This window comes from Nocardia sp. NPDC003693 (assembly GCF_053981095.1).
Genome location: NZ_JBSFNO010000015.1, coordinates 55,699 through 81,911 on the forward strand (window position 1 = coordinate 55,699; position 26,213 = coordinate 81,911).

At 69.2% G+C, this 26,213-nt stretch carries 20 protein-coding genes and 1 pseudogene; 5 read left to right on the forward strand and 16 right to left on the reverse strand.

The genetic code is table 11. The features are described 5' to 3' along the window. Positions 1–20 precede the first annotated feature (20 nt). Both ACWDOP_RS18380 and ACWDOP_RS18385 read right to left on the reverse strand, forming a co-directional pair. Positions 21–1,148, reverse strand: a complete 1,128-nt coding sequence (locus ACWDOP_RS18380; RefSeq protein WP_456346058.1) for a serine hydrolase domain-containing protein — start codon at positions 1,146–1,148, stop codon at positions 21–23. Positions 1,149–1,160: 12 nt separating this feature from the next. After that, positions 1,161–2,528 (reverse strand): flavin-containing monooxygenase, encoded by a 1,368-nt coding sequence (locus ACWDOP_RS18385; protein ID WP_456346059.1) that lies wholly within the window; start codon positions 2,526–2,528, stop codon positions 1,161–1,163. 213 nt (positions 2,529–2,741) lie between these two features. Between ACWDOP_RS18385 and ACWDOP_RS18390 the strand changes: the two genes are divergently transcribed. Next, the gene (locus ACWDOP_RS18390; RefSeq protein WP_456346060.1) at positions 2,742–3,413 is read left to right on the forward strand and encodes a TetR/AcrR family transcriptional regulator; all 672 of its coding nucleotides are present in this window, start codon (positions 2,742–2,744) and stop codon (positions 3,411–3,413) included. Here the strand turns inward: ACWDOP_RS18390 and ACWDOP_RS18395 are convergent. From ACWDOP_RS18395 to ACWDOP_RS18430, 8 genes are all read right to left on the reverse strand, one after another. Continuing rightward, on the reverse strand, positions 3,410–3,817 hold the full coding sequence (locus ACWDOP_RS18395; protein WP_456346061.1) for a nuclear transport factor 2 family protein: 408 nt from the start codon (positions 3,815–3,817) through the stop codon (positions 3,410–3,412). The two genes, ACWDOP_RS18390 and ACWDOP_RS18395, sit on opposite strands and share 4 nt — an antisense overlap. A gap of 140 nt (positions 3,818–3,957) precedes the next feature. Continuing rightward, complete coding sequence (locus ACWDOP_RS18400; protein WP_456346062.1) at positions 3,958–4,173, reverse strand: hypothetical protein; 216 nt, start codon at positions 4,171–4,173, stop codon at positions 3,958–3,960. A 107-nt stretch (positions 4,174–4,280) separates the two neighbouring features. Continuing rightward, the gene (locus ACWDOP_RS18405) at positions 4,281–5,036 is read right to left on the reverse strand and encodes a sirohydrochlorin chelatase (protein ID WP_456346063.1); all 756 of its coding nucleotides are present in this window, start codon (positions 5,034–5,036) and stop codon (positions 4,281–4,283) included. Next, on the reverse strand, positions 5,033–6,409 hold the full coding sequence (locus tag ACWDOP_RS18410) for a uroporphyrinogen-III synthase (RefSeq protein WP_456346064.1): 1,377 nt from the start codon (positions 6,407–6,409) through the stop codon (positions 5,033–5,035). The genes ACWDOP_RS18405 and ACWDOP_RS18410 overlap by 4 nt, the downstream gene beginning before the upstream one ends. Next, a complete protein-coding gene (gene nirD, locus ACWDOP_RS18415) occupies positions 6,406–6,819 on the reverse strand; it encodes a nitrite reductase small subunit NirD (RefSeq protein ID WP_456346065.1) in 414 nt (137 codons plus the stop codon). The genes ACWDOP_RS18410 and nirD overlap by 4 nt, the downstream gene beginning before the upstream one ends. Positions 6,820–6,943: 124 nt before the next feature. Further along, positions 6,944–9,481, reverse strand: a complete 2,538-nt coding sequence (gene nirB, locus ACWDOP_RS18420) for a nitrite reductase large subunit NirB (RefSeq protein WP_456346066.1) — start codon at positions 9,479–9,481, stop codon at positions 6,944–6,946. 27 nt (positions 9,482–9,508) lie between these two features. Continuing rightward, positions 9,509–10,975, reverse strand: coding sequence for a nitrate/nitrite transporter (locus ACWDOP_RS18425; RefSeq protein ID WP_456346067.1), 1,467 nt, complete (start codon positions 10,973–10,975; stop codon positions 9,509–9,511). Positions 10,976–11,234: 259 nt separating this feature from the next. Beyond that, positions 11,235–12,410 (reverse strand): CynX/NimT family MFS transporter, encoded by a 1,176-nt coding sequence (locus tag ACWDOP_RS18430; RefSeq protein WP_456346130.1) that lies wholly within the window; start codon positions 12,408–12,410, stop codon positions 11,235–11,237. Positions 12,411–12,610: 200 nt separating this feature from the next. On the opposite strand from ACWDOP_RS18430, the gene ACWDOP_RS18435 reads away from it, so the two are divergent. Next, positions 12,611–13,282, forward strand: coding sequence for a FadR/GntR family transcriptional regulator (locus ACWDOP_RS18435; RefSeq protein WP_454203567.1), 672 nt, complete (start codon positions 12,611–12,613; stop codon positions 13,280–13,282). A 197-nt stretch (positions 13,283–13,479) separates the two neighbouring features. Further along, positions 13,480–14,946, forward strand: coding sequence for an MFS transporter (locus ACWDOP_RS18440; protein ID WP_456346068.1), 1,467 nt, complete (start codon positions 13,480–13,482; stop codon positions 14,944–14,946). Positions 14,947–15,083: 137 nt separating this feature from the next. Here the strand turns inward: ACWDOP_RS18440 and ACWDOP_RS18445 are convergent, their stop codons facing one another. The 3 genes from ACWDOP_RS18445 to ACWDOP_RS18455 all read right to left on the reverse strand — a co-directional run bounded on the left by ACWDOP_RS18445 (position 15,084) and on the right by ACWDOP_RS18455 (position 18,642). Further along, the gene (locus ACWDOP_RS18445) at positions 15,084–15,935 is read right to left on the reverse strand and encodes a TIGR02569 family protein (RefSeq protein WP_456346131.1); all 852 of its coding nucleotides are present in this window, start codon (positions 15,933–15,935) and stop codon (positions 15,084–15,086) included. 165 nt (positions 15,936–16,100) lie between these two features. Further along, complete coding sequence (moeZ, locus tag ACWDOP_RS18450) at positions 16,101–17,288, reverse strand: adenylyltransferase/sulfurtransferase MoeZ (RefSeq protein WP_456346069.1); 1,188 nt, start codon at positions 17,286–17,288, stop codon at positions 16,101–16,103. A gap of 121 nt (positions 17,289–17,409) precedes the next feature. Continuing rightward, complete coding sequence (locus ACWDOP_RS18455) at positions 17,410–18,642, reverse strand: DUF3152 domain-containing protein (RefSeq protein WP_456346070.1); 1,233 nt, start codon at positions 18,640–18,642, stop codon at positions 17,410–17,412. 340 nt (positions 18,643–18,982) lie between these two features. Here ACWDOP_RS18455 and ACWDOP_RS18460 point away from each other — a divergent pair, with 340 nt between their 5' ends. Beyond that, on the forward strand, positions 18,983–19,648 hold the full coding sequence (locus ACWDOP_RS18460) for a TetR/AcrR family transcriptional regulator (protein ID WP_454203571.1): 666 nt from the start codon (positions 18,983–18,985) through the stop codon (positions 19,646–19,648). A 63-nt stretch (positions 19,649–19,711) separates the two neighbouring features. Here ACWDOP_RS18460 and ACWDOP_RS18465 read toward each other — a convergent pair whose 3' ends face one another. From ACWDOP_RS18465 to ACWDOP_RS18475, 3 genes are all read right to left on the reverse strand, one after another. Next, on the reverse strand, positions 19,712–19,939 hold the full coding sequence (locus ACWDOP_RS18465; protein ID WP_454203572.1) for a DUF3107 domain-containing protein: 228 nt from the start codon (positions 19,937–19,939) through the stop codon (positions 19,712–19,714). A 124-nt stretch (positions 19,940–20,063) separates the two neighbouring features. Then, positions 20,064–20,765: a ferritin-like fold-containing protein gene (locus ACWDOP_RS18470; protein ID WP_456346071.1), complete on the reverse strand. Its 702-nt coding sequence runs from the start codon at positions 20,763–20,765 to the stop codon at positions 20,064–20,066. Positions 20,766–20,801: 36 nt separating this feature from the next. Beyond that, positions 20,802–21,836 carry an alpha/beta fold hydrolase gene (locus ACWDOP_RS18475; RefSeq protein WP_454203574.1) on the reverse strand — a complete coding sequence of 345 codons (1,035 nt, stop codon included), beginning with the start codon at positions 21,834–21,836 and terminating at the stop codon, positions 20,802–20,804. Between the two features lie 504 nt (positions 21,837–22,340). On the opposite strand from ACWDOP_RS18475, the pseudogene ACWDOP_RS18480 reads away from it, so the two are divergent. Then, positions 22,341–23,912: pseudogene (locus ACWDOP_RS18480) on the forward strand (DEAD/DEAH box helicase); the annotation flags it as partial. Positions 23,913–26,213 lie beyond the last annotated feature (2,301 nt).

Consider the following 26,213-nt stretch of genomic DNA (forward strand, 5'->3'; position numbering starts at 1 on the left):
TCGGGTGGTAAGGGCGGAACTCAGCGGAAGGTGGCGTTCAGGTAGGCGTCGGCGCGGTCGGAGCCGATCAGGCCGGTGGCCATGCGATTCATGGCGTAGGCGAAGGTGATCCGGCGATCGAGGTCGTTGACGACCATCGCCCCGCCCAGACCGCCCCACCAGCACACGCGGCCCTCGGGCACCGTCGGCGCGGTCTGCGCCTGCGGCAGGCCGTACCCGATGCCGAACCGCAGCGGCAGCATGATCGCCAGGTCGATCCCGTCGGACTGCTGCTCGAAGATCAGGTCGATCGTCTTGGGCGACAGGAACTTACGCCCGCTCAGCTCGCCGCCGTTGCTGATGATCGACTGCACCCGGGCGATCGAGCGCGCGTTGCCGTGGCCGTTGACCGCGGTCTCCGCGGCCCGCCAGGCCGGCGTCCCGCATTCGGCGAAGTCGAGCAGCGGCTGGAACAGCGTCTTGAACATGACGCTGTCCTGCGGCAGCAGCGACTGATCGAACTCCGGCAGATCCGGCGGGATCAGGGTGGCGATGCGGTCGAAATGCTCGGGGCCGGTACCGATGTGGAAGTCCGCGCCCAGCGGTCCCGCCAGTTCCTCGGCGAAGAACCTGCCGAAGCTGCGCCCGGTGATGCGCTGGATCAGCGCGCCGATCAGGTGCCCGTAGTTCATGGCGTGGTAGCCCGAGGCCGTGCCCGGCTCCCACCACGGTTCCTGCGCGGCCAGCCGGTCGGCGGCGGCGTCGTGGTCGTAGATGTCGGCGAGCTCGATCGGCGCCTCCCAGCCGGACACCCCCGAGGTGTGCGCGAGCAGGTGCCGTACTTCGATGTCGCCCTTGCCCTTGGCCGCGAACTCCGGCCAGTAGTGCGCCACCTTCTGGAACACGTCCAGCTCACCGCGATCCACCAGCACCAGCGCGCACAGCGCCGCCATGGTCTTGGTGATGGAGAAGGTGTTCACCAGCGTGTCCGCGCCCCAGCGCACGGTCCGCTCCGGATCCGCCCAGCCGCCCCACAGATCCACGACCGGTTCGCCGTCGGCCACCACGCACACCGAGGCGCCCAGCTCCGCGCCGGACTCCACTTGCTCGGCGAAAGCATCACGCAGAGAAGTGAATTCGTCGCTGCAGTAACCCGAGATGTTGGTCATTTCCGTACCCTCTCAGACCTGCGCCGCGGCCCGCGCCGGAACCGGCAGGGCGAATCCCGTCGCGGCGGCACGCTTGGCGCCGCGCGCCATCTCGCGCTCCAATTCCCGGACGTAGGGCTCGAATTCGGTCTGGATGGTGTGGCGCGGCGAATCGTAGTAGCGCCCGCTGCGGGCCTGCTCGTTCATGCGGATGGCCTCGTGCATCTCCACGTCCGAGGGCAGGTGGTAGTTGCCGGTGAGGTAGGCAGCGATGAGCTTTGACTGCTGCTCGGCGAAGTTCACCAGCGTCGGCATCGGCTGCGCCAGACCGAGATAGAACAGATTGTCGACCCCGGGCTTGATCATGTGCCGGTACAGCGGGATCCGGTTCCTGGAATCGGGCACCAGGTCCGGGTCGGCGAAGAACGGGAAGGAGATGTGATAGCCGGTGGCACAGACGATCACGTCCACCTCCTCCACGCTGCCGTCGGCGAAGTGCACGCGGTCGCCGTCCAGGCGGGTGATGGCGGGCTTGAAGTCGATGTCACCGCAGCCGGCCCGGTGCAGGAATTCCTCGCTGGCGGACGGATGCGCCTCGAACGGCAGGTGATCGGGCTTGGGCAGGCCGTAATCCTCCATGTTGCCGCGGTTCTTGACCACGAACCGCTGCTTGAGCTTGAGGCCCAGCTTGGGCGGCATCCACGACGGCATCGACGACTTGTCGCCCACCTTGCCGTTCACGTACTTGGGCAGCACCCACACCCCGCGCCGGGCGGACAGGAAGAACTTCGACGCGATGAACCGCTGCGACAGTTCGCTGGCGATGTCGAGCCCCGAGTTGCCCATGCCGACCACGACGATGCGCTTGCCGCGCATGTCGACCGGGTCGAACGGGTCGTTGTAGGCGTGCGAGTGCATCAGGACGCCGTCGAACTCGCCCGGGTACTCCGGCAGCCGGGGATCCCAGTGGTGGCCGTTGCAGACCAGCAGCACGTCGTAGGTCTCGGTGCGGCCGGTGTCGGTGGTGATCACCCACAGGCCCGCGCTGTCGCGCTCGGCGCCGATCACCTTGGTGTTGAAGATGATTCGGTCCCGAATGCCGAAATGGTCGACGTAGTCCCGGAAGTATTGGTGCAGCTGGGAATGGTGCGGGAAGTCCGGCCATTCGTCGGGCGCCGGGTAGTCCTCGAAGGCCAGCCGGAACTTCGAGGTGTCGATGTGCAGGCTCTGGTAGCAGGCCGACATGCCGTTCGGATTCTTGAAGTACCAGTTGCCGCCGACCTCGTCGGAGGCCTCGTAGCAATCGAACGGGATGCCGTACTCGGCGAGACGCTTGGCGGCGGTGATGCCGGACGGGCCCGCGCCGATCACGCAGACCCTGGGCAACTCTCGGGAAATCAATGAACTCTCCTGCTTCGGCTTTTCCGGAATTGGGTCACAATCCCCTGCCGGACGTGATGTGACACACACGCTAGCAGTCGCTAGACATAGTGTCTAGTGAATCAACAAACGTCTACTATCAGGGGCGTGACCCGGACAGACGTAGACTCGAGCAGCGGAAAGAGCCATCGCACCGACGGCTTTCGCTCCCCCGACCAAGGCGGCCAAGCACCCATGCAGACCGAACCGGCGACCGGCGAGACGACCACCACCCGGCGGACCTCGCTGCGCGACGAGCAGAAGCGGCTCACCCGCACCCGGCTCATCGAAGCCGCGAAGGGGTTGTTCACGACCCAGGGGTACGCGCCGATCCGGGTGGACGACATCGCCGCGGCGGTCGGCTGCAGCCGGGCCACCTTCTATCTGCACTTCACCGGGAAATCCGATGTGCTGCGCGCGATCGCCGAACAGGGCGCGCTGCCGAGCGTGCAGTACTTCTACGAGGACCTCGACCACGTGCTGGAATCGGGATCGCGCACCGAGTTCGCGGCCTGGATGCGGCGCTCCATCGACTGGTTCCAGGAGTACAAGGACCTGCTGCCCGCCTGGGACGAGGCCACGGCCCTGGAGCCGGAGTTCCGGGAGGTGGCGCGCGAGGGCATTCTCGCGGTGCCCAACGTCATGACCGCGTATCTGTCACGCTGGCCGCAGGATCGCCAGGACGAGGCGCGGCTGCGGATCGAACTGCTGGTGGCCCAGCTCGAACGGTTCTTCACGCGCTGGGCCATGCAGGGCACCATCGACGTCTCCGCGGACGAGGCGGCGACCGTGCTCACCGACATCTGGTACCCGGCACTGCAGACCCCGGATCTTCCGCCGGGTCCGGCAAATTCGCAGCGAGACTAGTTCGACAAGAATGTGATTCGGGCTTGTTTCAATTCCCAGAATGCGCGCAGGGCCACGATGAGGCCGGCCGAATTCACCCGATAGGTGAACACGCCGTCCACCTCCACGGCCCGGCCGTCGCGCTCGCTGCGAATGACGCCCACGAAAGCGACCTCGTCGCCGCAGGCATAGGAATCTCGCATGCGGAAGTCGATGACACTGCGCGCGATGGCCATGTCCCAGAAGGCCGCGATGGCCGCGGGCCCGGCATGGCCCGCGCCCACCGGATCGTAGGGCGAGACGCCGATCGGATCCTCGACCCGCGCGTCGGGCGCAAACAGGGCCAGCCACGCGGCCTTGTCGCGGGCGCGCACCGCGGCCTGGGAAGCGAGTCCGGCACGGCGGGCAGGGTGTTCGACCGACATACGGCCATCCTGGCCGGACCGGGGCGGATGCGGGCCCACCCGGCCCGCTCAGCGGGACCGTGCGGGTCCGCGACACGACTCGGGCCGGTCACCGCGGAGGGTGACCGGCCCGAATACGCGAGCGCCGAACGCGACCGAGATCAGTTCGTGTGCGCGGCCGAACCGGAGTAGCCGAAGCCGGCCATCGGGCTGTTCGCGGTCGCCGGATCATTGGCCAGGGTCTGACCGCTGCAATCCGCGTCGGTGAGACCGGTGATCTTGCAGGCGGCCAGCGGATCGAAGGGATCCACGGCGGGAGCGGCCGCGGCGGGAGCGAAGGACCCCGCGGCACAACCGACGATCAAACCTGCTGTCACAACGAGCTTTTTCACCAGGGAGCCTCCGAGCGTTATCGAATTTACCTTTCGCACAGTGCCACGGCACCGCGGAAAGCACCAAACACTCGGAGCTTCCGGTGATTCGATCAGGCCGCGCGAACGGTGGTCAACTGCTCCGCACCGGCCAGGTAGCGATCTATCAGCAAACGGACGATGGCGGGATGGACACCGATGGGTTCGGCGACCCCGTCCGCGCCGGCCTGATGCAGCCGCTCGTGGAACAGTCCGTGCGCGAGCAGGTACGAGGCGATGAAGACCCGCCGCGCGCCCGCGGCGCGCAACTCGGCCACCACCTCGGGCACCCGGGGCTCGCCGGTGGCGATGTACGCCAGCCGGACCGGCGCCCCGATCTGCTCGGCGAGCAGCCCCGCCGCGCGCCGGACATCCTGGCGCGCACGGGCATCGGAGGATCCGGCGGCGGCCAGGACCACCGCGTCGCCGGGCCGCCAGCCCGCCGCGCGCAGGCGCATGCGCATGACCGCGGCCAGCGCCGGGTCCGGGCCCATCGCCGGGGTGACCGCGACCGCGTCGTGCTCGCTCGCCGCCACCTCGCGCGGAACATCCTGGTAGACGTGGTAACCCGAGGCCAGGAAGGCCGGAACCACCACGGCGGGAACCGATCCCAGATCACCGAGCACCTCGGCCGGCGAGGGCCCGAGCACGTCGACGAAGGCCGTGCGCACCAGCGACTCGCGCGCCGGCGCCGATGCCGCCCCGAATGCGGCACCGGACGCCTGCGCGCCGAGTTCGAGCGCGACCGCCTCGGCGAGCGCGGCGATCATCTGCACACCCCGGGTGCTCCTGGTGCCGTGGGCGACCAGCACCAGGGCCGGGGCGGTCACCACGCCCCCGCAACCGGCGCGGGCCGCGTGGCCCGCACCGGAACGCCGGAACCGCTCACCGGCGGGGCCGGGTGCACCGGGCGCGCGGCGCCGGTCACCGGGGGCTCGGCCGGGCGCGCGGGAACACCACGGGCGGGCAGATCCTGCCGGGCGAAACTTGAGGTGCGCGGCGGAAACGGCTGGCGCGCCGCGGAAGTCGCGGGCGGAGCCGGAGCCACCGGGCGCGTGTTGTCGATGCATTCGGCCGGATCGAGCGCGAGCCGGTAGCCGCGCTTGACCACGGTCTGAATGGCCTTGGGCGTACCGAGACCGGCACGCAGCCGGGCGATGGCGGTCTCCACCGCGTGGGTGTCGTCCCCGCCGCCGGGCAGCGCCGCCAGCAGATCCTCACGCGAGACCACGCGGCCGGGCTGACGGGCCAGCGAGCGCATGAGGGCCATGGGCGCGGGCGCGAGCTGGCGAACCTGCCCGTCCACCACCACGCACGCGCCGCGCACGCTCAGAATGTGTCCCGCGGCCTGGATACGGTTGGCGCGCCGGGGCAGTTCCTCGGCCACGTGCCGGGCGAGCGCGCCCAGCCGGGCCCGCCCCGGCATGGAGGTCGAGACGCCCAGCTCCTCCAGCGGAGCCGCGGTGATCGGGCCGACGCAGGCCGCCAGCACCCGCCCGCGCAGCGCGTGCAGCACCGGCTCGAGCAGCCCGGTTTCCTTGGCGCGCATCAGCAGTGAGGCCACCGCGGGCGCGCTGGTAAAGGTCACGCAGTCGATGCCCGCGGTGACGATGGCCTCGATGAGGCGGTCCATGGGGGTGCGATCCTGCGGCGGTGTCCAGCGGTAGACCGGCACCGGCACGACATCGGCTCCGGCACAGCGCAATACCTCACAGAAGTCCGGAACCGGCTCCCATTCGGTGGTCGCGCCGTGCAGCTGCACCGCGATCCGCACGCCCTCGACGCCCTGGGCCAGCAGGTGGTCGAGCACCTCGGCGGAGGACTCTGAGGCGGGTGACCACTCCTCGCGCAGTTCGGCGGCGCGGATCGCGCCCTTGGCCTTGGGGCCGCGGGCCAGCATGCGGGTCGAGGCGAGGGTCGTGCGCAGCTCTTCGGCCAGGCCCCAGCCCTCGGCGGCCTCCATCCAGCCGCGAAAGCCGATGCCGGTGGTGGCGACGGTGATCTGCGGCGGATCGGCCACCAGCTGCCGCGTGACGCGTTCGAGTTCGGTGTCGTCGGCCAGGGGAATGATGCGAATCGCCGGCGCGGTCACGATGGTGGCGCCGCGGCGAGCGAGCAGGGTGCCGAGCTCATCGGCCCGGCGCGCCGCGGTGATCCCGATCGTGAAACCGGCCAGCGGGGTACCCGCGTCGAGCTCGGTCATGCCGTACCACCGATGCCGCCGTCCGGGGCCCCGGGAAACTCCAGCGCCGAATTCGACAGTGCGACAACACCGTCCACCACGCGGACGCCGTACACCGGCAGTGCCACGCCGTCATCGTCCAGGCAGCGCCCGTCGATCAGCGAGAAGGACTGCTTGAGCAGCGGGGACGCCACGACGGGCACCCCGCCCCGATCACCGACGATGCCGCGCGACATCACCGCAGCCCGCCCGAACGGATCGATATTGCCCACGGCGTACAGGGTTCCGTCCGCCAGCAGGAACAGAGCGGCCTGCTGGCCGCCCTTCAGCAACACCGCCACGCCGCGGCCGGGAATGAGGTAATCCAATCGGCAAGCCGGGGTCCAGCCGGTAACGCTGGTCGCGGTGCCTGGTGTGTCGATCACGGTCATCGGTAACTCTCCTCCGAACGTCCTGACCTATTGGTACCGACGTCCTGTTTCCATGCGGTTAAGCGGTCATTTCCCCGACGTGGCGACCGGAACTGCTTCGTCACAGCCCCGGTCGCGGCGCTGGTCAGGGAGCCGGCGTAACCGGTACGGCGGGCAGGCCCAGCAGCACCGGGACCTTGCGTTCGCCGCTGTCGTCGAAGCCGATGGTCGGGTCGGACTCCTCCGGGGCGTTGACGAAGGACACGAAGCGCGAGAGCTTGCCCTCGTCCTCGAGCACGGCCGCCCACTCGTCCCGGTAGCCCGCCACGTGGCGTTCCATGGCCTCTTCCAGATCCGCGGCGATACCCAGGCTGTCGTCGCAGACCACGGCCTTGAGGTAGTCCATGCCGCCCTCGAGGGCCTCCTGCCAGGGCGCGGTGCGCTGCAGGCGGTCGGCGGTGCGGATGTAGAACATCAGGTAGCGGTCGATGTAGCTGATCAGGGTCTCGTCGTCGAGGTCACCGGCCAGCAGCACCGCGTGCTTGGGGGTCAGGCCGCCGTTGCCGCCCACGTACAGGTTCCAGCCGTGCTCGGTGGCGATGACGCCGACGTCCTTGCCGCGGGCCTCGGCGCATTCGCGCGCGCAGCCCGAGACGGCCAGCTTGATCTTGTGCGGGGAACGCAAACCGCGGTAACGCTTTTCGAGCAGCACCGCCATGCCGACCGAATCCTGCTGACCGTAGCGGCACCAGGTGGAACCGACGCAGGACTTCACCGTGCGCAGCGACTTGCCGTACGCGTGACCCGATTCCATGCCCACGTCGACCAGACGCTGCCAGATCTGCGGCAGCTGCTCCACGCGGGCGCCGAACAGGTCGATGCGCTGACCGCCGGTGACCTTGACGTACAGGTCGAAGTCCTTGGCGATCTGGCCGATGGTGATCAGCTGATCGGCGGTCACCTCACCGCCGGGCATGCGCGGCACCACCGAGTAGGTGCCGTTCTTCTGCAGGTTGGCCAGGAAGTGATCGTTGGTGTCCTGCAGCGCCGCCTGCTCGCCGTCGAGGATGTGCTCGCTCGAGGTCGAGGCCAGGATGGAGGCCACGGTCGGCTTGCAGATGTCGCAGCCGGATCCGGTGCCGTGCTTGGCGATCAGACCCGAGAAGGTGCGGATGCCGGTGGACTGCACGATGTGGAACAGCTCGGCCCGCGACTGCGAGAAGTGCTCGCACAGCGCCTTGGACTGCTCCACGCCCGACTGCTCGAGGAGCTTCTTGAGCATGGGAACGCAACCGCCGCAGGAGGTTCCGGCGTTGGTGCAGCTCTTGAGCGCCGGCACGTCGCACGCGCCCTCGGCGATGGCGCCGCAGATCGAGCCCTTGGAGACGTTGTTGCAGGAGCAGATCTGCGCGTCGTCCGGCAGCGCGTCCGCGCCCAGTTCCGCACCGGCGGGCGAGATCAGCGCCGCGGGCTCGGCCGGCAGCGGGCGGCCGACCAGCGGGCGCAGCGCCGAGTACTGGGTCGCGTCGCCGACCAGGATGCCGCCGAGCAGGGTCTTGGCGTCATCGGAGACGACGAGCTTGGCGTAGGTGCCCTTGGCGGCGTCGTGCAGCACCACCGAGAGCGCGCCCTCGGTCTTGGCGTGCGCGTCACCGAAGCTGGCCACGTCCACGCCGAGCAGCTTGAGCTTGGTGGACAGATCCGCGCCCGGGAACTCGCCCGCGCCGCCGAGCAGGCGGTCCGCGACCACCTCGGCGGTGCTGTAGCCCGGGGCGACCAGGCCGTAGCAGACGCCCTCGATGGCCGCGACCTCGCCGATGGCGTAGATGTTCGGGTCCGAAGTGCGCAGCCCCAGGTCGGTGATGATGCCGCCGCGCGGGCCGACCTCGATATCGGCGGTGCGGGCGATCTCGTCGCGGGGACGGATGCCCGCGGCGAAGACCACCATGGCGGCGCTGAGCGTCGACTCGTCCGAGAAGGTGACCTCGAGCCGCTCGGACAGCGGTGCGTCCGGGCGGGATTCGATGGCCGAGGTGCCGACGCCGGTGTGCACGACCAGGCCCAGCTCGGTGACCAGCTGCTCCAGGATCGCGCCGCCGCCCTCGTCCACCTGGGCGGGCATCAGCCAGTTGTTGTACTCGACCACGTGCGGGGTCATGCCGAGCAGGCGCAGCGCGTTGGCCGCCTCCAGGCCCAGCAGACCGCCGCCGACGACCACGCCGACCGCGCCCGGGCCGGCCGCCTCGGCGGTGGCGCGGATGCCGTCCAGGTCCTCGAGGGTGCGGTAGACGAAGCACTGCTCGGCCTCGTGGCCCGGCACCGGCGGCACCCAGGCGTACGAACCGGTGGCCAGCACCAGCGCGTCGTAGCCGATGATGTCCCCGGCCGAGGTGGTGACCTTGCGGGCGGCCTTGTCGATGGTGTCGGCCTTGCAGCCCAGACGCACCTCGACCAGGTCGTCACCCGGGTAGTCGTTGCCGGCCAGCGCCAGCGCCGAGCTCTCCCACACCCCGACGTAGGAGGACAGGCCCACCCGGTCGTAGGCGGCGAGCGGCTCTTCGCTCAGCACGATGACCTGCCAGGCGTTCGCCTCGTCGCGGGAGCGCAGCGCCTCCACGAACCGGTGTCCCACCATTCCGTGGCCGACGACAACCGCGGTCTTACGTTCGACTGTGTTCGTCATGACAGTCCTTTCGAGATGGGGAACGGGTCAGGCCCGGGCCGTGGAAGTGGATGCGGAGGAGGCGGATTCGGCCTCGAGGACCAGGGCTTCGGCTTCGACCACGACGTCGGGCTCGGAAGCGAGGGCGCGCGGGGCGGGCCGGCGGACGAAGACCGTCCAGCAGACCGCGGCGCACACCACGTAGAAGGCCATGAACACCCAGAAGGCGGTGGTGGCCGAGGCGGTGGCGGAATAGGAGGAGCGCAGCACCAGGTTGATGCCGACGCCGCCGAGCGCGCCGATGGCGCCGACGAAGCCGATGAGCGCGCCCGAGCAGTTCTGCGCCCACGCGGCGCGGGTGGCCGAATCACCCTGCAGGCCGCGGGATTTCGCTTCGAACACGGACGGGATGATCTTGGTGACCGCACCGTTGGCCAGGCCCGAGATGACGAACAGCGCCACGAAACCGGCGATCATCGCGCCCAGCACCGGGCCGGTCGGGGTGCCGTTGCTGTCCCCGATCGCGCTGGAGCTCGCCACCACCAGGGTCGCGGCGGTCATGCAGCCGAACATGTACAGCGCGACCTTGCTGCCGCCGATGCGGTCGGCCCACTTGCCGCCGTACGGGCGGGCCAGCGAACCCAGCAGCGGGCCGATGAAGGCGATCGACGCGGCGTGCAGCACGGCCTCGGACGCGGTGGCGCCGCCGGCCCGGAAGTTGATCTGCAGCACCTGGCCGAAGGCGAAGCTGTAGCCGATGAAGGAACCGAAGGTGCCGATGTACAGGAAGGCGATGGCCCAGGACTGCGGCACCTTGAGCGCGGTGATCATGAAGGACAGATCGGCCTTCTGATTCTTGACGTTGTCCATGTACAGCGCCGCGCCGACAGCCGCGACCACGATCAGCACCAGGTAGACCGCGCACACCACCGAGGCGTTGCCGTAGGCGTTGCCCAGGGTCGCGATGACCGCCAGGCCGATCAACTGGATGACCGGGACGCCGATGTTGCCGCCGCCCGCGTTCATGCCCAGCGCCCAGCCCTTGAGCCGCTGCGGGAAGAAGACGTTGATGTTCGACATCGACGACGAGAAGTTGCCGCCACCCAGGCCGGCGAAGGCCGCGATGATCAGGAACGTCGTGTACGAGGTGTCCGGCCGGTTGATGAAGTACAGCGCCAGCAGGACCGGCACCAGCAGCGCCAGCGCGCTGAAGATGGTCCAGTTGCGGCCGCCGAAGCGCGCGGTGGCGACGGTGTACGGAATGCGCATCAGGCCGCCGACCAGGGTCGGCACCGCACCGAGGAAGAACTTGCCCGCGGTGTCGATGCCGAAGGTCTCGGCGGGCATGAACAGCACCATGACCGACCAGATGGTCCACACGGAGAAACCGACGTGCTCGGCGAAGACCGACCAGATCAGATTGCGGCGCGCGATGTCCTTACCACCGGCTTCCCAGGCGTCGATGTCCTCGGCGTCCCAGTGCTCGATGTCGCGATTACGCGTCAGCGTCTTCAAAGCGGCCCTCCTGAAATCTGGATGACTTCAAGGTAGGAAACCGGTATTGCCGCAATGCTGCGCGAAATGACCGTTAAATCAACGGTTGCTCACGATTGCCCGGATATCGGCGTGAGAAGAATGGGTTTGTTTCCACCGTGTGACACAAGGGTTTCCGGGTGTCACCAAGAGCCCACATATGTCACCGCGAACCGTGAGGTGAGAGCGCCGCCACACAGCATGCGCCCAACCTCACGGTTCGGCAACTCGAAACGTGAAATCAGTGCCAGGTGTCCTCGAGCAGGCTCGGCTTGCACGCCACCCAGGCGCCGCCCAGCAACACCAGCACCGCCACCGCCAGGAAGGCGAACGGGGCCAGCCAACCGTGAGTCATCGAATGCAGGACGCCGAAAACCAGCGGTCCCAGGCATGCCACGGTGTAGCCGACGCCCTGGGTGAAGCCCGAGAGCGCGGCCGAACCGGCCGAGGTGCGGGTGCGCAGATTGATCAGCGTCAGCGCCATCGGGAAGGTCGAGGGACCCAGGCCCAGCAGCACCACCCAGACCAGCGGCGCCGCCATGGGCGCGATCAGCAGACCCGCGAAACCGGCGAAAAAGCTGATGGCGCAGCCGATCACGACCGGGAACGGATTGCGCATCCGGCCGACCACGATCGGCGCGGTGAGCGCGGCGACCAGGCCGATCAGCGCGAAGATGCCGACCATGCTGCCGCCGAAGGAGGCGCTGGCCCCGGCGTCGGAGAAGATAGTCGGCATCCAGGTGAACATGGAATAGGTGATGAGCGAGGTCATGCCGAACATGAGCGCCATGCCCCACGCGAGCGGCGAGCGCCACACCTTGCCGGTGCTCTCGAAGGGCTCCGGCGGCAGTTCGGTGCTGTCCGCGCGCGCGTGATCGCGGCGGATGCGCAGGACGCCCAGCCACGGCAGCACCGCGGCGAAGGCCAGAATCGACCACAGCCCCAACGAGATTCGCCAGCCGTGCGCCTGCGCCACGGGCACCGCGATCAGCGCGGGCACGACAGTGCCCAGCTGGACCATGACGATGTAGAGGGAGCTGAGCAGCGCCAGCCGGTCGGAGAAGTAGCGCTTCACCAGCGGCGGGATCACCACGTTGCCGATGCCCATACCGGTCAGCGCGAGCGCGGAGAAGGCCAGCAGCTCCCAGGTCGCGGGCACGATCGCGCGGATCAGACTGCCCAGGCCGGTCATGACCATGGCGAGCAGGACCGTGCGCTCGAGCCCGAAGCGGCGGGTCAGCAGCGGGGTCAGCAGGCCCGCGAGCGCGAACATCGCGGTCGGGAGCATGCCGAAGACGCCGACGACGGCGGTCGAGTACCCCATGGAGTCGCCGATCTGCGCGGCCAGCGGGGTGAAGGCGGTGACCGCGACGCGCAGGGTGAGCGCGGACACGATGATCGCGGCCAGTACCAGCAGCCTGCCCTCGAGCAGCGAACGCTTGCGCGCGGCGGGCGCCGGGCCCCTGCCCGACGGGTCGACGAGCGCCCGCTGCGGATCGGCAGCGGCGGGAGCCCGGTCGCGGGACGTCGAGGTATTCAGCGTCGCAGTCACCACGAAATCATAGGATGACCCGATGATGTGATGCAAAGAATGTGAGGCACGGTACGCTGTCCCACGTGCAACCAGTCCGGCGCACGAGCCTCATCGCCCAGGTGACAGAGCAGCTTCGTGCCGAAATCCGTTCCGGCCGTTGGCCCGTCGGCTCGCGTATCCCCACCGAGCCCGAGCTCACCGAGCTCACCGGGACCGGCCGCAACACCGTGCGCGAGGCCGTCCAGGCGCTCGTGCACGCCGGCATGGTCGAGCGCCGCCAGGGCTCGGGCACCTACGTGATCTCCACCTCCACCCTCGGCGGGGCGCTCACCGAGTACTTCGCCGATGCCCAGCAGCGCGACATCCTCGAACTGCGCCAGGCCCTGGACACCACCGCCGCGGCCCTGGCCGCGCGCCGCCGCGACGCCGGCGACATCGCCAATCTGCAACAGCTGCTGGAAGAACGCCGGATCGCCTGGGACGACGATCTCGAGACCGCCATCGAGGCGGACGTGCAACTGCACCGCGCGATCGTGGTCGCCAGCCACAACGCGGTGTACCTCGAGTTCTACGACTCGCTGCTGCCGGTGATCGAGGCCGGGATCCGCTCCCGCTCGGAGAAGGCGGGCGAGGCGTACCACGCCGAGCACATCGAACTGGTGGAAGCCGTCATCGCGGGCGATCCGGAACGCGCGGCCCGCGCCGCGGACTGCTTCCTGGGCTCCCTCATCGCCGAATATCCGGACGCCCGCTGAATCGCACGGGTAACCGAAAGGTCACCATCGTGATTCTCCGGACGTGAGCCGGAATTGCCCTCGACGTCACCGAAAGCGACGCCGTCGTAATCGACGGTTCGTACGGTTGATCCGACCGCAGGGACCACTCCCGGAATCACATTCCACTCCGGGAGATCACGATGAGGGCGGTCGTCGGTGCGAGAGGAACGCAGCTCATGACAACCGTAGAGGCTCCGGAAAAGACCTTCGTGCATCAGCAGCGCGGACGGTGGATCGACCACTGGGAACCCGACAATAAGGATTTTTGGGAAAACGGGGGAAAACAGACCGCTCGCAAAAATCTGATCTTCTCGGTTTTCGCGGAAAATCTCGGATTCAGCATTTGGGTCATCTGGGGCAGCATTGTCACCGCCATGGGCGCGGCCGGCTTCGCCTTCCTGGAAGGGCTCGGCAAGGGCAACCCCACCGCGGTGGCCAACGCCCTGCTGCTGACCTCCACACCCACCCTGGTCGGCGCGGCCCTGCGCATTCCGTACACCTTCGCCATCCCGAAATTCGGCGGCCGGGCCTTCTCCGCCTTCAGCGCGGCCATGCTGCTGGTGCCCGCGCTGGGCATCATCTACTTCATCAATCAGCCGAGCACGCCCATGTGGGTGTTCATGGTGCTCGCGGCCATCGCCGGCGTCGGCGGCGGTAACTTCTCCTCGTCGATGGCGAACATCAACTTCTTCTTCCCCGAAGGGAAAAAGGGTGCGGCCCTGGGCATCAACGCCGCGGGCGGCAATCTCGGCGTGGCCCAGACCCAGCTGATCGTGCCGCTGATCATCACCCTCGGCACCCACATCATGGCCAAGGACGCCGCGGGCTACCGGTTCGGCATCACCCTCGCGGTCCTGGTCTGGATCCCGTTCATCCTGTTCGCCATCTTCGGCGCGCTGCGCTACATGGACTCCCTCACCGGCGCCAAGGCCGACGGCAAGTCCTACCGGGCGGCGCTGACCAACCGGCACACCTGGGTCATGTCGGTGCTCTACATCGGCACCTTCGGCTCCTTCATCGGCTTCTCCTTCGCCTTCCCCACCCTGCTCAAGGCCAACTTCCCGGATCTGGCCAAGATCAGCTGGATGAGCACCATCGGCAACCTCGCCTTCCTGGGCGCACTGGTCGGCTCGATGAGCCGCCCGTTCGGCGGCTGGATCTCCGACAAGGTCGGCGGCGCGAAGATGACCCTGTACGTCTTCCTCGGCATGTCCGCGGCCACGCTGCTCATCATGGCGGCGCTGGCGGCCAAGAGCTTCCCGCTGTACCTGATCGCCTTCCTGCTGCTGTTCGTGCTCACCGGCATCGGCAACGGCTCCACCTACCGCATGATCCCGTCCATCTTCAGCGCCGAGGCCAAGCGCTACGCCTCCGAGCACGGCCAGGACGCCACCGAGGCCCTCATCTCGGCCAAGCGGCAGGCCGGCGCGGCCATCGGCGTCATCGGCGCGGTGGGCGCCTCGGGCGGCTGGATCGTGCAGCAGGCCCTGCGCCTGTCGAACATCAACTTCGGCAGCATGAACCCGGCCTTCAGCCTCTACGCCGTCGTCTTCCTCGCCATGGCCGCGGGCACCTGGTGGTTCTACCTGCGCTCCAGCTTCGCGGTGGATCGCGTGCCCTCGCTCGCGTACGCCAACGTGTAGGCCCCCGACCCCGGCCGCAGGGAACTCCCGCCCGCTGCGCGCCCGGATCCGATGTCCTCCGGCGACCCCGGAGGACATCGACAACGACTGTCGCGCCGAGCTTCTCACTCGGCGCGACAGTTCTTTCGTTGGGACCCTTAGAGAATCAAGCGGATCATGTCCGCGGTGCGGGCCAGGCCCGGGAACGCCTCCGGGGTGGAACGCGGGTGCAGGGCGTGCACCGCGAGCCGGAACATGACCGCGCGCACCAGCATCTGCGGCCACTCGGGGAGTCCGGCCCAGCGCTCGAGCAAGCCGTCGTCCGCCCCGCCCCAGGACAGCGCGTCCACCACGATCACCGCCGCCGCCCACGGCGCGGGCCGCCAGTACGGGGTGATGTCGGTGAGCCCGGGCGCGAAACCACTGGAGAACAACACGGTGCCGAACAGATCGCCGTGCACCAGCTGCGGCGGCGTGGACACCGGCTTGCGCAGGGTCGACAGCTGGGTGATGACGTGCAGGCTGCGGTCACCGTCCGGTGACGTGGCCGGCAGCAGCCCGCCGAGTTTGAGGGTCCGCAACGGAACCGTTTCCCAGGCGGCGCGATCGGCCGCCGCGAACACATCGACATCCACCCACGGCGCCACCGGGGCCACGGCCAGAAAGCGCGGCCGTTCCAGGCGTTCGGTGACCTGATGTAATCGGAGCGAGAGCGAGACCACCTCGTCGTGACGGGGTTCGGGCACACCCTCGAGATAGGTGTCCGCGCGCCAGCCGGACACCACGTAGCGCCCGTCCGTCGCCCGCACCGGGCGCGCCAGGCGCAACCCGTCCACCCGCAACGTCTCGCGCACCTTGGCCGACCACGCGGCCCGCGCGTGATCGGTCACCGGGCTCAGCACCACATCCCCGCAGCGCCAGCCGCCGTCCCAGTTCCCCAGCGGAACCGGGCCGACTTCGCGCAACCCGAAGGTGGCGCGCACGTGCTCCGGAGGTTCCACAGCAGTCATGGTCACGGGCGTAACTTACCGCTCCGGCGGCGTTGCGCGTCTTAAGCGACGGGCGCAGGTATCACAGAGTGTCGCCGCAGACGCGCCGTCAGAACCGGACATCGGAGGGTTGGGGACAACCGATTCGGTCACCCGCGACCACGATTCGCGGGTGACCGGAACGGATCAGTAGACCGGCAGGCTGGGGTCGATCTGGTTGGCCCAGGCGATGATTCCGCCCTGCAGATGCGTGGCGTCGGCGAAACCCGCCTGCTTGAGCGCCGCGAGGGCCTCGGCCGAGCGGATACCGGTCTTGCAGTGCAGCACGATCGGGCGATTCTGCGGCAACTCGGCCAGCGCCTCACCGGTCAGGATGCGGTCCTTGGGAATCAGGGTCGCGCCGTCGATGCGCACGATGTCCCATTCCACCGGCTCGCGAACGTCGATGAGGGCCACGTCCTTGCCCGCGTCCAGCATGTCCTTGAGTTCGCGCGCGGTGACGGTCGAGCCGATGGCCGCGGCCTGCCCCTCCTCGGACACCACGCCGCAGAACGCGTCGTAGTCGATGAGCTCGGTGATGGGCTGCCGCTGCGGGTCGCGGCGCAGCTTGATGGTCCGGTAGGTCATGTCCAGTGCGTCGTACACCATGAGCCGGCCCAGCAGCGGATCACCGATACCGGTGAGCAGCTTGATCGCCTCGGTCACCATGATCGAGCCGATGGAGGCGCACAGCACGCCCAGCACGCCGCCCTCGGCGCAGGAGGGGACCATGCCCGGCGGCGGGGCCTCGGGGTACAGATCGCGGTAGTTGATGCCGCGACCGTCGGGGGCGTCCTCCCAGAAGACCGAGACCTGACCCTCGAAACGGTAGATCGAACCCCAGACGTACGGCTTGTGCGCCAGCACCGCGGCGTCGTTGACCAGATAGCGGGTCGCGAAATTGTCGGTGCCGTCCACGATCAGGTCGTAGCGCGAGAACAGCTCGATGGCGTTCTCCGGCTCGAGCCGAATCTTGTGCAACTCCACGGTGATTCCGGAATTGATCTCGAGAATGGAATCGCGCGCGCTGTCGGCCTTGGACCGGCCGATATCGGATTCGCCGTGAATGATCTGGCGCTGCAGATTGGACGCGTCCACCTCGTCGAATTCGACGATGCCGAGCGTGCCGACACCCGCGGCCGCCAGGTACAGCAGGGCCGGTGAACCCAGCCCGCCCGCGCCGATGACCAGCACCCGGGCGTTCTTCAGGCGTTTCTGACCGTCCACCCCGAGATCGGGAATGATCAGGTGGCGGCTGTAGCGGGCGACCTCGTCCCGGGTCAGCTCCGCGGCCGGCTCCACCAGGGGCGGCAGGGAGGGATGCGATGCTGTCACGTCTGCGGACTCCTCAATCGAATGCGCCGGGTACTCGCGGCTCAGAGGTGCAACACCACGGGCCCGAGCGTTCTTCCCTCCGGAATACCCGGACCGTGTGATTCACACAGCCTAGGCAGCCTCAGCCGCGCGGGTACGGCCAGGGGTTGAACCGGCACTTCTTACCGTCCATCGGGACCACACCGTCCGGATCCAGCACCGCGATGTCGTTGTTCCGGGTGCCGAAGGTCTGCTGCATCATGACCGGCGCCAGCCCGCCGTCCACCTCGCACGGCTGATGCTCGTGGTAGCCGATCGCATGCCCGACCTCGTGATTGATCTGGTACTGCCGGTACGAGCCGATATCGCCGTCGTAGGACAGCGCACCGCGCACCCAGCGCGCCTCGGACAGCAGCACGCGGCCCAAATCGGCGTTGTAGCAAGAGGAATCGATGGGAATGTCGAATCCGCAGGCGGTGCGGGTGGTTTGCCGCGAGGTCAGCGAGATGCGGAAATCGGGGTCACCGCCGTCGACGCGGCGGAAGCCGAAACGCGAATCCTGGGTCCAGCTCTTGGGATTGGCCAGCGTGGCGTCCACCATCTTGCCGACCGAGTCGTCACCGCCGAAACCCGAAGTGTCGATACCGTTCTCGATCTCCACGGTGTAGGTGAACACGTGCTCGGAGCCGGTGCCGATCTGGGCCGTCGTGCCCGGGACCATGTGCCAGATCCCGGCTCCGGTCTCGGTGAAGGGGCCGCCGCCCGGCACCGAGCCGGTGGGCAGGTCACCGGCGAACTTGCCGTCCGCCTTGGGCGGTGCGCCGTAGATGCCGGTCTTGTCGGCGTGCTCGCTCAGCCGCCCGAAACCCGGTACGCCGGCGACACTTTCACCACCGCCGCGCCACGCGTCGACGCCGACCAGCACCGTCACCACCAGCAGCACCGGTAGCGCGTACGCCCGCCAGCCGTAGGTGGAGACGAAGCGGCCGAACAGGCTCTGCTTCTTGGTTTCGCGCTCGGGGCGCTCACGGGTCGCCTCGGGCAGCGCGGTGGGATCCCAGCTCGCGCGCAGCGGCTGATACGGCTGGGGCGGGCGGTCGCCGGCGGGGCCGGGAACGGCCGAGCCGTCGGCGTGCAGGCCCGCGGGCGGGACGGCGTCACCGGAGCTGTAGAGACCGAGCGGGTCGTAGACGGGGCCGACGGGTCTGCCCTTGCGCTTGGCGAGATTCTTCGGGCCCGCTCCGGCGGCGTCTCTCGGGCTCGCTCCGCCGGTGGCTCTCGGGCCCGCTCCGCCGATGGCGCGCGGCGCACCGATCTGCACGGGACGGCGTGAATCGCGCCCGCCGGAGTTACTGCCCCCTTGGTCGGTCACCATAAAAGACTCTCACAGCTCGGGCTCGCGCACGCGGGGGCCGTACAACCCGCCCGCGACGGCGCGCGGAAGGGATGCGCCGGGCAGCGGCGAGCCGCGGACTTTGCTGCGAGATATCTCACGAGTGCGGAGATCGAACTCACAAATTCGGGCATCGGGTCCACACTTGTGACCGGCCTCGCATAATCGAGGCGGTAGCGGACCCTCCGGAACACGGAGCGCGCCAACATCCAGCACACCAATATTCGGAACCTGGATCGGCATCGGGGCCCCGAGCGAGTATCGTTCGGGAGATACCCGGTGACCCATCCTTTCCGCCGGGAATCGACTGGGAGATCGGAAAATGACAGACCTCGTGGACCGGATGACCGCACGCATGTCATCCGAGGCCATGGCGCCCAGCAAGCGCGGCACCCGCCTGCCCCGAGAGGCACGGCGCGCTCAGCTACTTGCCGCGGCCGGCGAGGTCTTCGTGATGCGGGGCTACCACGCCTCGGGCATGGACGAAATCTCGCAATGCGCCGGCGTCAGCAAGCCCGTGCTCTACCAACACTTTTCGAGCAAGCTCGAATTGTATTTGGCAGTGCTGCAGAACTACGTCGACGCCCTGGTGTCGAGCGTGCGCCAGGCGCTGCGCTCCACCACCGACAACAAGCAGCGCGTCCGCGCGGCCGTCCAGGCGTACTTCGACTTCGTCGACCACGAGACCCAGGGTTTCCGGCTCGTCTTCGAATCCGACCTGACCAACGAGCCGCAGGTCCAGCGCCGGGTCGAGCAGGCCACCGAGGCGTGCGTCGACGCGGTCTTCGACCTGGTCGCCCACGACTCCGGCCTGGACCCGTACCGCGCCCGCGTGCTGGCCGTCGGCCTGGTCGGCGCCAGCCAGTTCAGCGCGCGCTACTGGCTCGAGGCCGATCGCCCGATCCCCAAGGACGAAGCGGTCGACACCACCGTCTCACTCTGCTGGGGCGGTCTGTCGCACGTGCCGCTGCACCCCATCGATTCGTAGATCGACCCAAAGAAATTGCCCCGCCGCGGAATCCGCGACGGGGCAATTTCTCGTTTCGGTGAACTACACCGCGGCGAAGCCCACGCGTCCCGCGGACGGGGCGCCGATCTCGACGTAGGCGACCTTGGCGGCCTGGATCAGGTACTTGCGGCCCTTCTCGTCGGAGAGCGACACGACGCCGGCCTCACCCTGCAGCGCACCGGTGACCAGCGCCTCCACCTCGGCGGGGGTCTGCGCGCTGTTGATGATCAGCTCACGCGGGCTATCCGAAATACCGATCTTGACCTCCACGGCCAACCTCCGAACCTAGAGTCCTGTGCTGTCTTCGCCAAGGCTAGTGCAGGGCCCGGCACGGGCGGCAGTGAGCGCCCTCCGCTCTGAGCGAACTCCGATGCCCCGGCGCGAACCCGGCGCCTCAGCCGAGGCCGAGGACGCGCATGCGCTCGGCGTGCGAGTCCTGCATGTGCTCGAAGAGGGTGGCGATGCCGTTCAGGTCGCCGGTCGCGGTGAGCACCAGCTCGGTGAGCTCGTCGCGCTGGGCCATGACGTACTGGGCCTGGGTGATGGCCTCGCCCAGCAGGCGACGGCCCCACAGGGTGAGCCGGTCGCGCTCGGAGCGGTTCTGCGCCACCGCACGTCGCACTTCCTCGATCACGAATTCCGAGTGGGAGGTCTCGGCGAGCACGTCACGCACGACGTCGGCGACCTCGGGAGCCAGGGCGCCGGCGATCTCGGTGTAGAAGTCGGCGGCGATGCCGTCGCCGACGTAGAACTTGACCATCGACTCCAGCCAGGTGGAGGGGTCGGTGGAGGCGTGATAGGCGTCCAGGGCGCGCACGAACGGGGCCATGGCGTCGAAGACGTCCTGGTTCCGTTCGGCCAGCGCGTTCTCGAGGGTGGAGAAATGCTCCATCTCGTTGGCGGCCATCTTGGCGACGGCGACCTTGCCGCGCAGCGAGGGTGACAGTTTGGCCTCTTCGGCCAGGCGGTAGAAAGCGGAGATCTCACCGTAGGCGAGAACCGCGAAAAGGTCGGCGACCCCGGGGTGGGTGGCGGCGATCAGGCCGTCGGCGGAATCCGACGGCGCGCCCAGCGCAGTTGACGAGTTTGCTCCCATGACCCCACCCTAGCCCGCTTCGATGAACCGCCCGGCCTACTCCTGGTCGCTCAGGAACTTGTCCAGGTAGGTCCAGGTGGTGTCGCGCGCGGTGAGAATGCCGAGGTGGGAACCCGGAGCGGTCTCGTAGCGCACGTCCGGCGAACCGGTGAGCGTGACGGTGCCGTGTCGCACGGCCGCGGCGGCGGTGATGACATCGTTCGGGCCGCCGACCAACAGCACCGGGACGTTCACCGCGGCCAGTTCGATGCGGCGCTCGCCGAAACGCACCACGCCCTTGCCGATGTCGTTGTTGAGCATGAACCGGCCCCAGAGCTGGTTGTAGAAACGGCCGGGATAGCCGGGCAGCGAATTCTGGAAACGGTCGATGGTCGCCATCCGCTCGAGGGTCGCGGTGTCGGCGAGATTGCTCGCAATGAAGAAGGGGCGCTTGAGTTCTCGGTCCCAGGCGGTGGCGCGGTAGGCGATGCGGGTCAGCTGCGCGGAGACGCCGCCGGTGGCGCGGATCGCGGCGGTGGCGGTGCGGCCGCCGTCCAGGCGGGCCAGGGAACGCAGCTCGCGCACGCCGATCATGTGGTCGTAGCTCAGCGGCGCGCCGACGGCGGTGACCGAGCGAATGGGCAGGGTCGTGTCGGCGGCGGCGGTCAGCAGCGCGAGCACGCCGCCCAGGGACCAGCCCACCAGATCCACGGCCTTACCGCCGCGATCGGCGGAGACCTGGCGGATCGACTCCGGCAGGATGTCGTCGATCCAGTCCTCGAAGCCCATGCGGCGGTCCTCGAAGGTGATGTCGCCGTAGTCGACCAGGTACGGCGCCCGGCCGCTGTCGCGCAGGAACGCGGCCATGCTCTGCTCGGGGCTCAGATCGAAACAGAAGGCGGGCGCGGCCAGCGGGGGCACCAGCAGCACGGCCGGATCCTGTGCTCCCGCACCGTTGTAGCGGCGCAGCTCGCGGTGCGGCGCGACGGACAGCACCGTCGACGGGGTAGGTTCGGGCGAACCGATGCCGGTGCCGAACGTCAGGGCCCACGCGTTGCGCGCGGCGGTGCTCACGGTGTCTGCCAAGCTCACCCGCACAACTTCGCACATAGTGCTACACGTTGTAACAGGTATGTGAGGAATCCAACTTGTCCAGCGGGGTTGGCATCCGGCGTATCAGCGCCGATCCCGGTGCGCCGCAAGCGGTGCCGCGACCGCGGGAGCCGACGCCGCGGCCGGGGAATACGCGGCCGTCATCGCCGCCGATGCAAATCGCACCGGCAATTGTGGTGGCGGGAAAAAGAGCCAAGACCGTATCACGCTACAATCTCCGCAGACAACGGAAAGATCGCTCGAACGAGTTTGCCGGGTACCCCGTGAACCGGCACTCGAGCAGGCAGTTGTTGTCCACGGAAAATGTGCGCGCACTCCGATCCGCAACATTGTCCGCCGCGCCAGGTCGATGCCGGACCGAACACCGGTTAGGCATCCCGCAGCGGCGAGACAGACGAACGGATCAAGTGGTCGTCGCGGACCGACCGGTCCGCCCCACACCTCGTGCGCGCGAGACGCGATAAAACGAGGAAGGCACGAACCCTGAGCAAGATCACCGTAGAGCAGGAACCCGGAGTGGCCGACACGCTGCTGACCGCGGAGCTCGACGAAACCCATACCGCTCCCACCTTCGCCGAACTGGGCGTCAATCCCGACATCGTGCGCTCGCTCGCCGATATCGGCATCGAACGCACCTTCGCGATCCAGGAGCTGACCCTGCCGCTCGCGCTCGCCGGTGAGGATCTCATCGGCCAGGCCCGCACCGGCATGGGCAAGACCTTCGGCTTCGGCGTTCCGCTGCTGGACCGGGTCGCCTCGCACACCTCGGGCACCATTCCGCTCGACGGCACCCCGCGCGCGCTGATCATCGTGCCGACGCGCGAGCTGTGCGTGCAGGTCACCGAGGATCTGGAGAACGCCAGCAAGTACGTCAAGGGCCAGGACGGCACGCCGCTGCGGGTGCACGCCATCTACGGCGGCCGGCCCTACGACACCCAGATCGCCGCGCTGCGCGCCGGCGTGGACGTCGTAGTCGGCACCCCCGGGCGACTGCTGGATCTGGCCGAGCAGAACCATCTCATCCTGGGCAAGGTCCAGGTGCTGGTGCTCGACGAGGCCGACGAAATGCTCGACCTGGGCTTCCTGCCCGACATCGAGCGCGTGCTGAACATGGTCCCGGACCAGCGGCAGACGATGCTGTTCTCGGCGACCATGCCGGGCCCGATCATCACCCTGGCCCGCACATTCCTGAACCGGCCCACGCACATTCGGGCCGAGGAGCCGCACGACTCCACCATCACCGACCGCATCACGCAGTTCGCGTACCGGGCGCACGCGCTGGACAAGAGCGAGCTCATCGCCCGCATCCTGCAGGCCGAGAGCCGTGGCGCGACCATGATTTTCGCGCGCACCAAGCGCACCGCGCAGAAGGTCGCCGACGATCTGGGCGAGCGCGGGTTCTCCGTGGGCGCCGTGCACGGCGACCTCAACCAGGTGCAGCGTGAGAAGGCGCTCAAGAAGTTCCGCGAGGGCAAGATCGACGTGCTCGTCGCCACCGATGTCGCCGCGCGCGGTATCGACATCGACGACGTCACGCACGTGGTGAACTACCAGTGCCCCGAGGACGAGAAGACCTACGTGCACCGCATCGGCCGTACCGGCCGCGCGGGGCGGACCGGTGTCGCGGTCACGCTCATCGACTGGGATGAGTTGCGGCGCTGGGCTTCCATCGACGCCGCGCTGAAGCTCGGCATCCCCGAGCCGGTCGAGACGTACTCGCGCTCGGCGCACCTGTACGAGGAGCTCGGCATCCCCGCCGGGTCGACCGGCATCGTCCGCAAGAGCGCGCCCGCCCGGGAGCGCGACGACGACGCGGTCGTGGTGGAACGCGAAAGCCGTTCCCCGCGTAGCCGTAATCGCAAGCGCACGCGCGGCGGACAGGCCAGCACGGCGACCGAGGTCGCCGCCACCGACATCAAGGTCGCTCCGGAATCGGCTGCGCCGGAAGGTAACTCGGCGGTGTCCGAGGAAGGTTCGGACAAGCCGGGCCGTCGCCGCCGTCGCCGCCGGGGTCGCGGTGGATCCGATAGCGGTTCCGCCGCAACGACTTCGGTGACCGAGAACGCTTCCGAAGGGTGGGTCGGCGAGGCCGCCGCACTGGATTCGGCCGAGAGCGAGACCGCCGCGCAGGGCGAGACCGGGCGCGACGAGTCCGGACGCACCGAACCGGTCCGTGAGGGCCGCAACCGGCGCCGGAACCGCAACCGGCGCAACCGGGGCGGCAACGGCGGGGCCGAGGGTTCGGCAGCGTCGGCCGGGGACGTGACGGTCGAGACCGTCGACGCCGCGAGCGGCGATGCGGTTGCCCCGGCGGCACACGCCTCCGAGACCACCGACGCCACGAGCAGCGGCGCGGTCGTCGCCCCGGCGGCGCGCGTCTCCGAAGCCACCTCGGACACCGACGGTGAGTCCCCCCGCCGTACCCGCAACCGCCGCGGTCGCGGCGGCGCGAACGGTTCCGATGTCGCCATCGGCTCCGGTGACAACGGTTCCGCCGCACACGGTTTCGACGCTGTCGCCACCAACGGCAACGGCGCCACGAACGGCAGTGCCACCGCGAACGGCAACGGCACGGCCGTCAACGGCTTCACCACCGCGATTCCGGCCGTCGAGTTCTCGGCGGCGCCCGCCGCGTCGGCCCCCGCGGCCGAAAGCACCACGGGCGCAACCGGTCTCGGCGTGTCCGAGGCGGCGGGCGATGACACCGTCGCGACGTCCGGGAAGGGCACCGCCCGCACCCGCACCCGCGGCCGCCGCTCGGGCGACTCCACGAAGCCGGCGACCACGGACGCCGTGAGCGCCGCCGCCGAGTCGACCGCTGCCGCCGGCAACGTCGCGGACACCTCGTCCACGACCGCCACGGCAACCGCCGCGATCGTGAATGATGGTGCCGCACAGGCCATCACCTCGCCCACGGCCACCGCCCCGGCCACCGAGGCTCCCGCCAAGGCCACCGGCCGCCGGCGCGCCAGCCGCCCGGCCCAGGCTCCGGGCGAGGTAGTGGTGGAGACGGCAGTCGCGGCATCGGTCGAACCGGTGCCCGCCCCGGCCGCTCCCGTCCGGGCCACCGGCCGCAGACGAGCCACCAAGGCCGCGGGCAGCGCGACCGAAGGCTCGATCGTCGTGGTCGAGACCGCCACCGCACCGGCTAGCACCGCTCGGGCGGCCACAACCGTGGAAGCGGCTCCGGCCGCGAAGACGGAGTCGGCTCCGGGCGCCGAGGTGTCGGCACCGGCGTCCACCGAGGCTCCGGCCACCACGCGCCGCAAGGCGGTCAAGGCAGCCGCGGCTCCGGCCGCTGCGGCCGAAACCGCTTCCGCCACCGTGGAAGTCACCGAGGCCAAGGCTCCGGCCCGCAAGCGCGCGGCGAAGGCTGCCGCGACCACGTCCGAGGTAGCCCCGGCGGAAACCACCCCGGCTCCGGCCAAGGCCACTCGGGCGACGAAGGCCACCGCCGCGGCCGCCCCCGCCAAGGCGACCCGTGCGCGCAAGGCGGCTCCCGCCGCCGAGGCGTCCACGGCGGCGGAGACCGTCGCGGCTCCGGTCGAGACCACATCGGCCGCAAAGACCGCCACCGCTGCCCGAGGCAGGACCGCCAAGGCTGCCCTGGTGGTCTCGGAAACGCCGTCGGTGGAACCCACCGCGGCCAAGGCCACGCGGGCAACGAAAGCCGCAGCCGCGCCCGCGAAAGCGGCCGTCGCCACCAAGGCTGCTCCGGCGGTAGCGGAGGCTGCCCCGGCGAAGGCCACGCGCACCAAGCGCGCCGCCGCACCCACCGAGGCCACACCCACGACGGCCACGGCCGCCGAGGTGGCGGCACCGGTGAAGGCGACCCGCACCCGCAAGACGGCAACCACCGCTGTCGAGCCCGCGGCAACCGAAACCCCCGTGCCCGCCAAGGCGACTCGGGCCACCAAGTCCGCGCGCACGACCGAAGCGGCCACCACCGCCGAGGTGACGGCACCGGTGAAGGCGACTCGCGCTCGCAAGGCGGCTGTCGCCGCCGAGCCCGCGGTGGCCGCGCCCGCCAAGGCAGCACGGTCCACTAAGGCCGCCGCTCCCGCCAAGGCGACCCGCGCAACCAAGGCCACGGCCCCGGCGGTCGAGGCCCCGGCCAAGACCACCCGTGCCAAGAAGTCCGCCGAGGTCGCGGAACCGGCCGCTCCCGCCAAGCGCACCCGCGCCGCGAAGAGCACCGAGCCAATAGCCGAAACCCCGGTCAAGGCAACGCGGGCGAAGAAGGCCCCGGCCGCCGAGGCGCCCGAGCCGGTCAAGGCGACCAGGGCGAAGAAGACCGCCGAGGTCGTCGAGCCCCCCGCCAAGGCGACTCGTGCGACCAAGTCCAAGGTCGCCGAA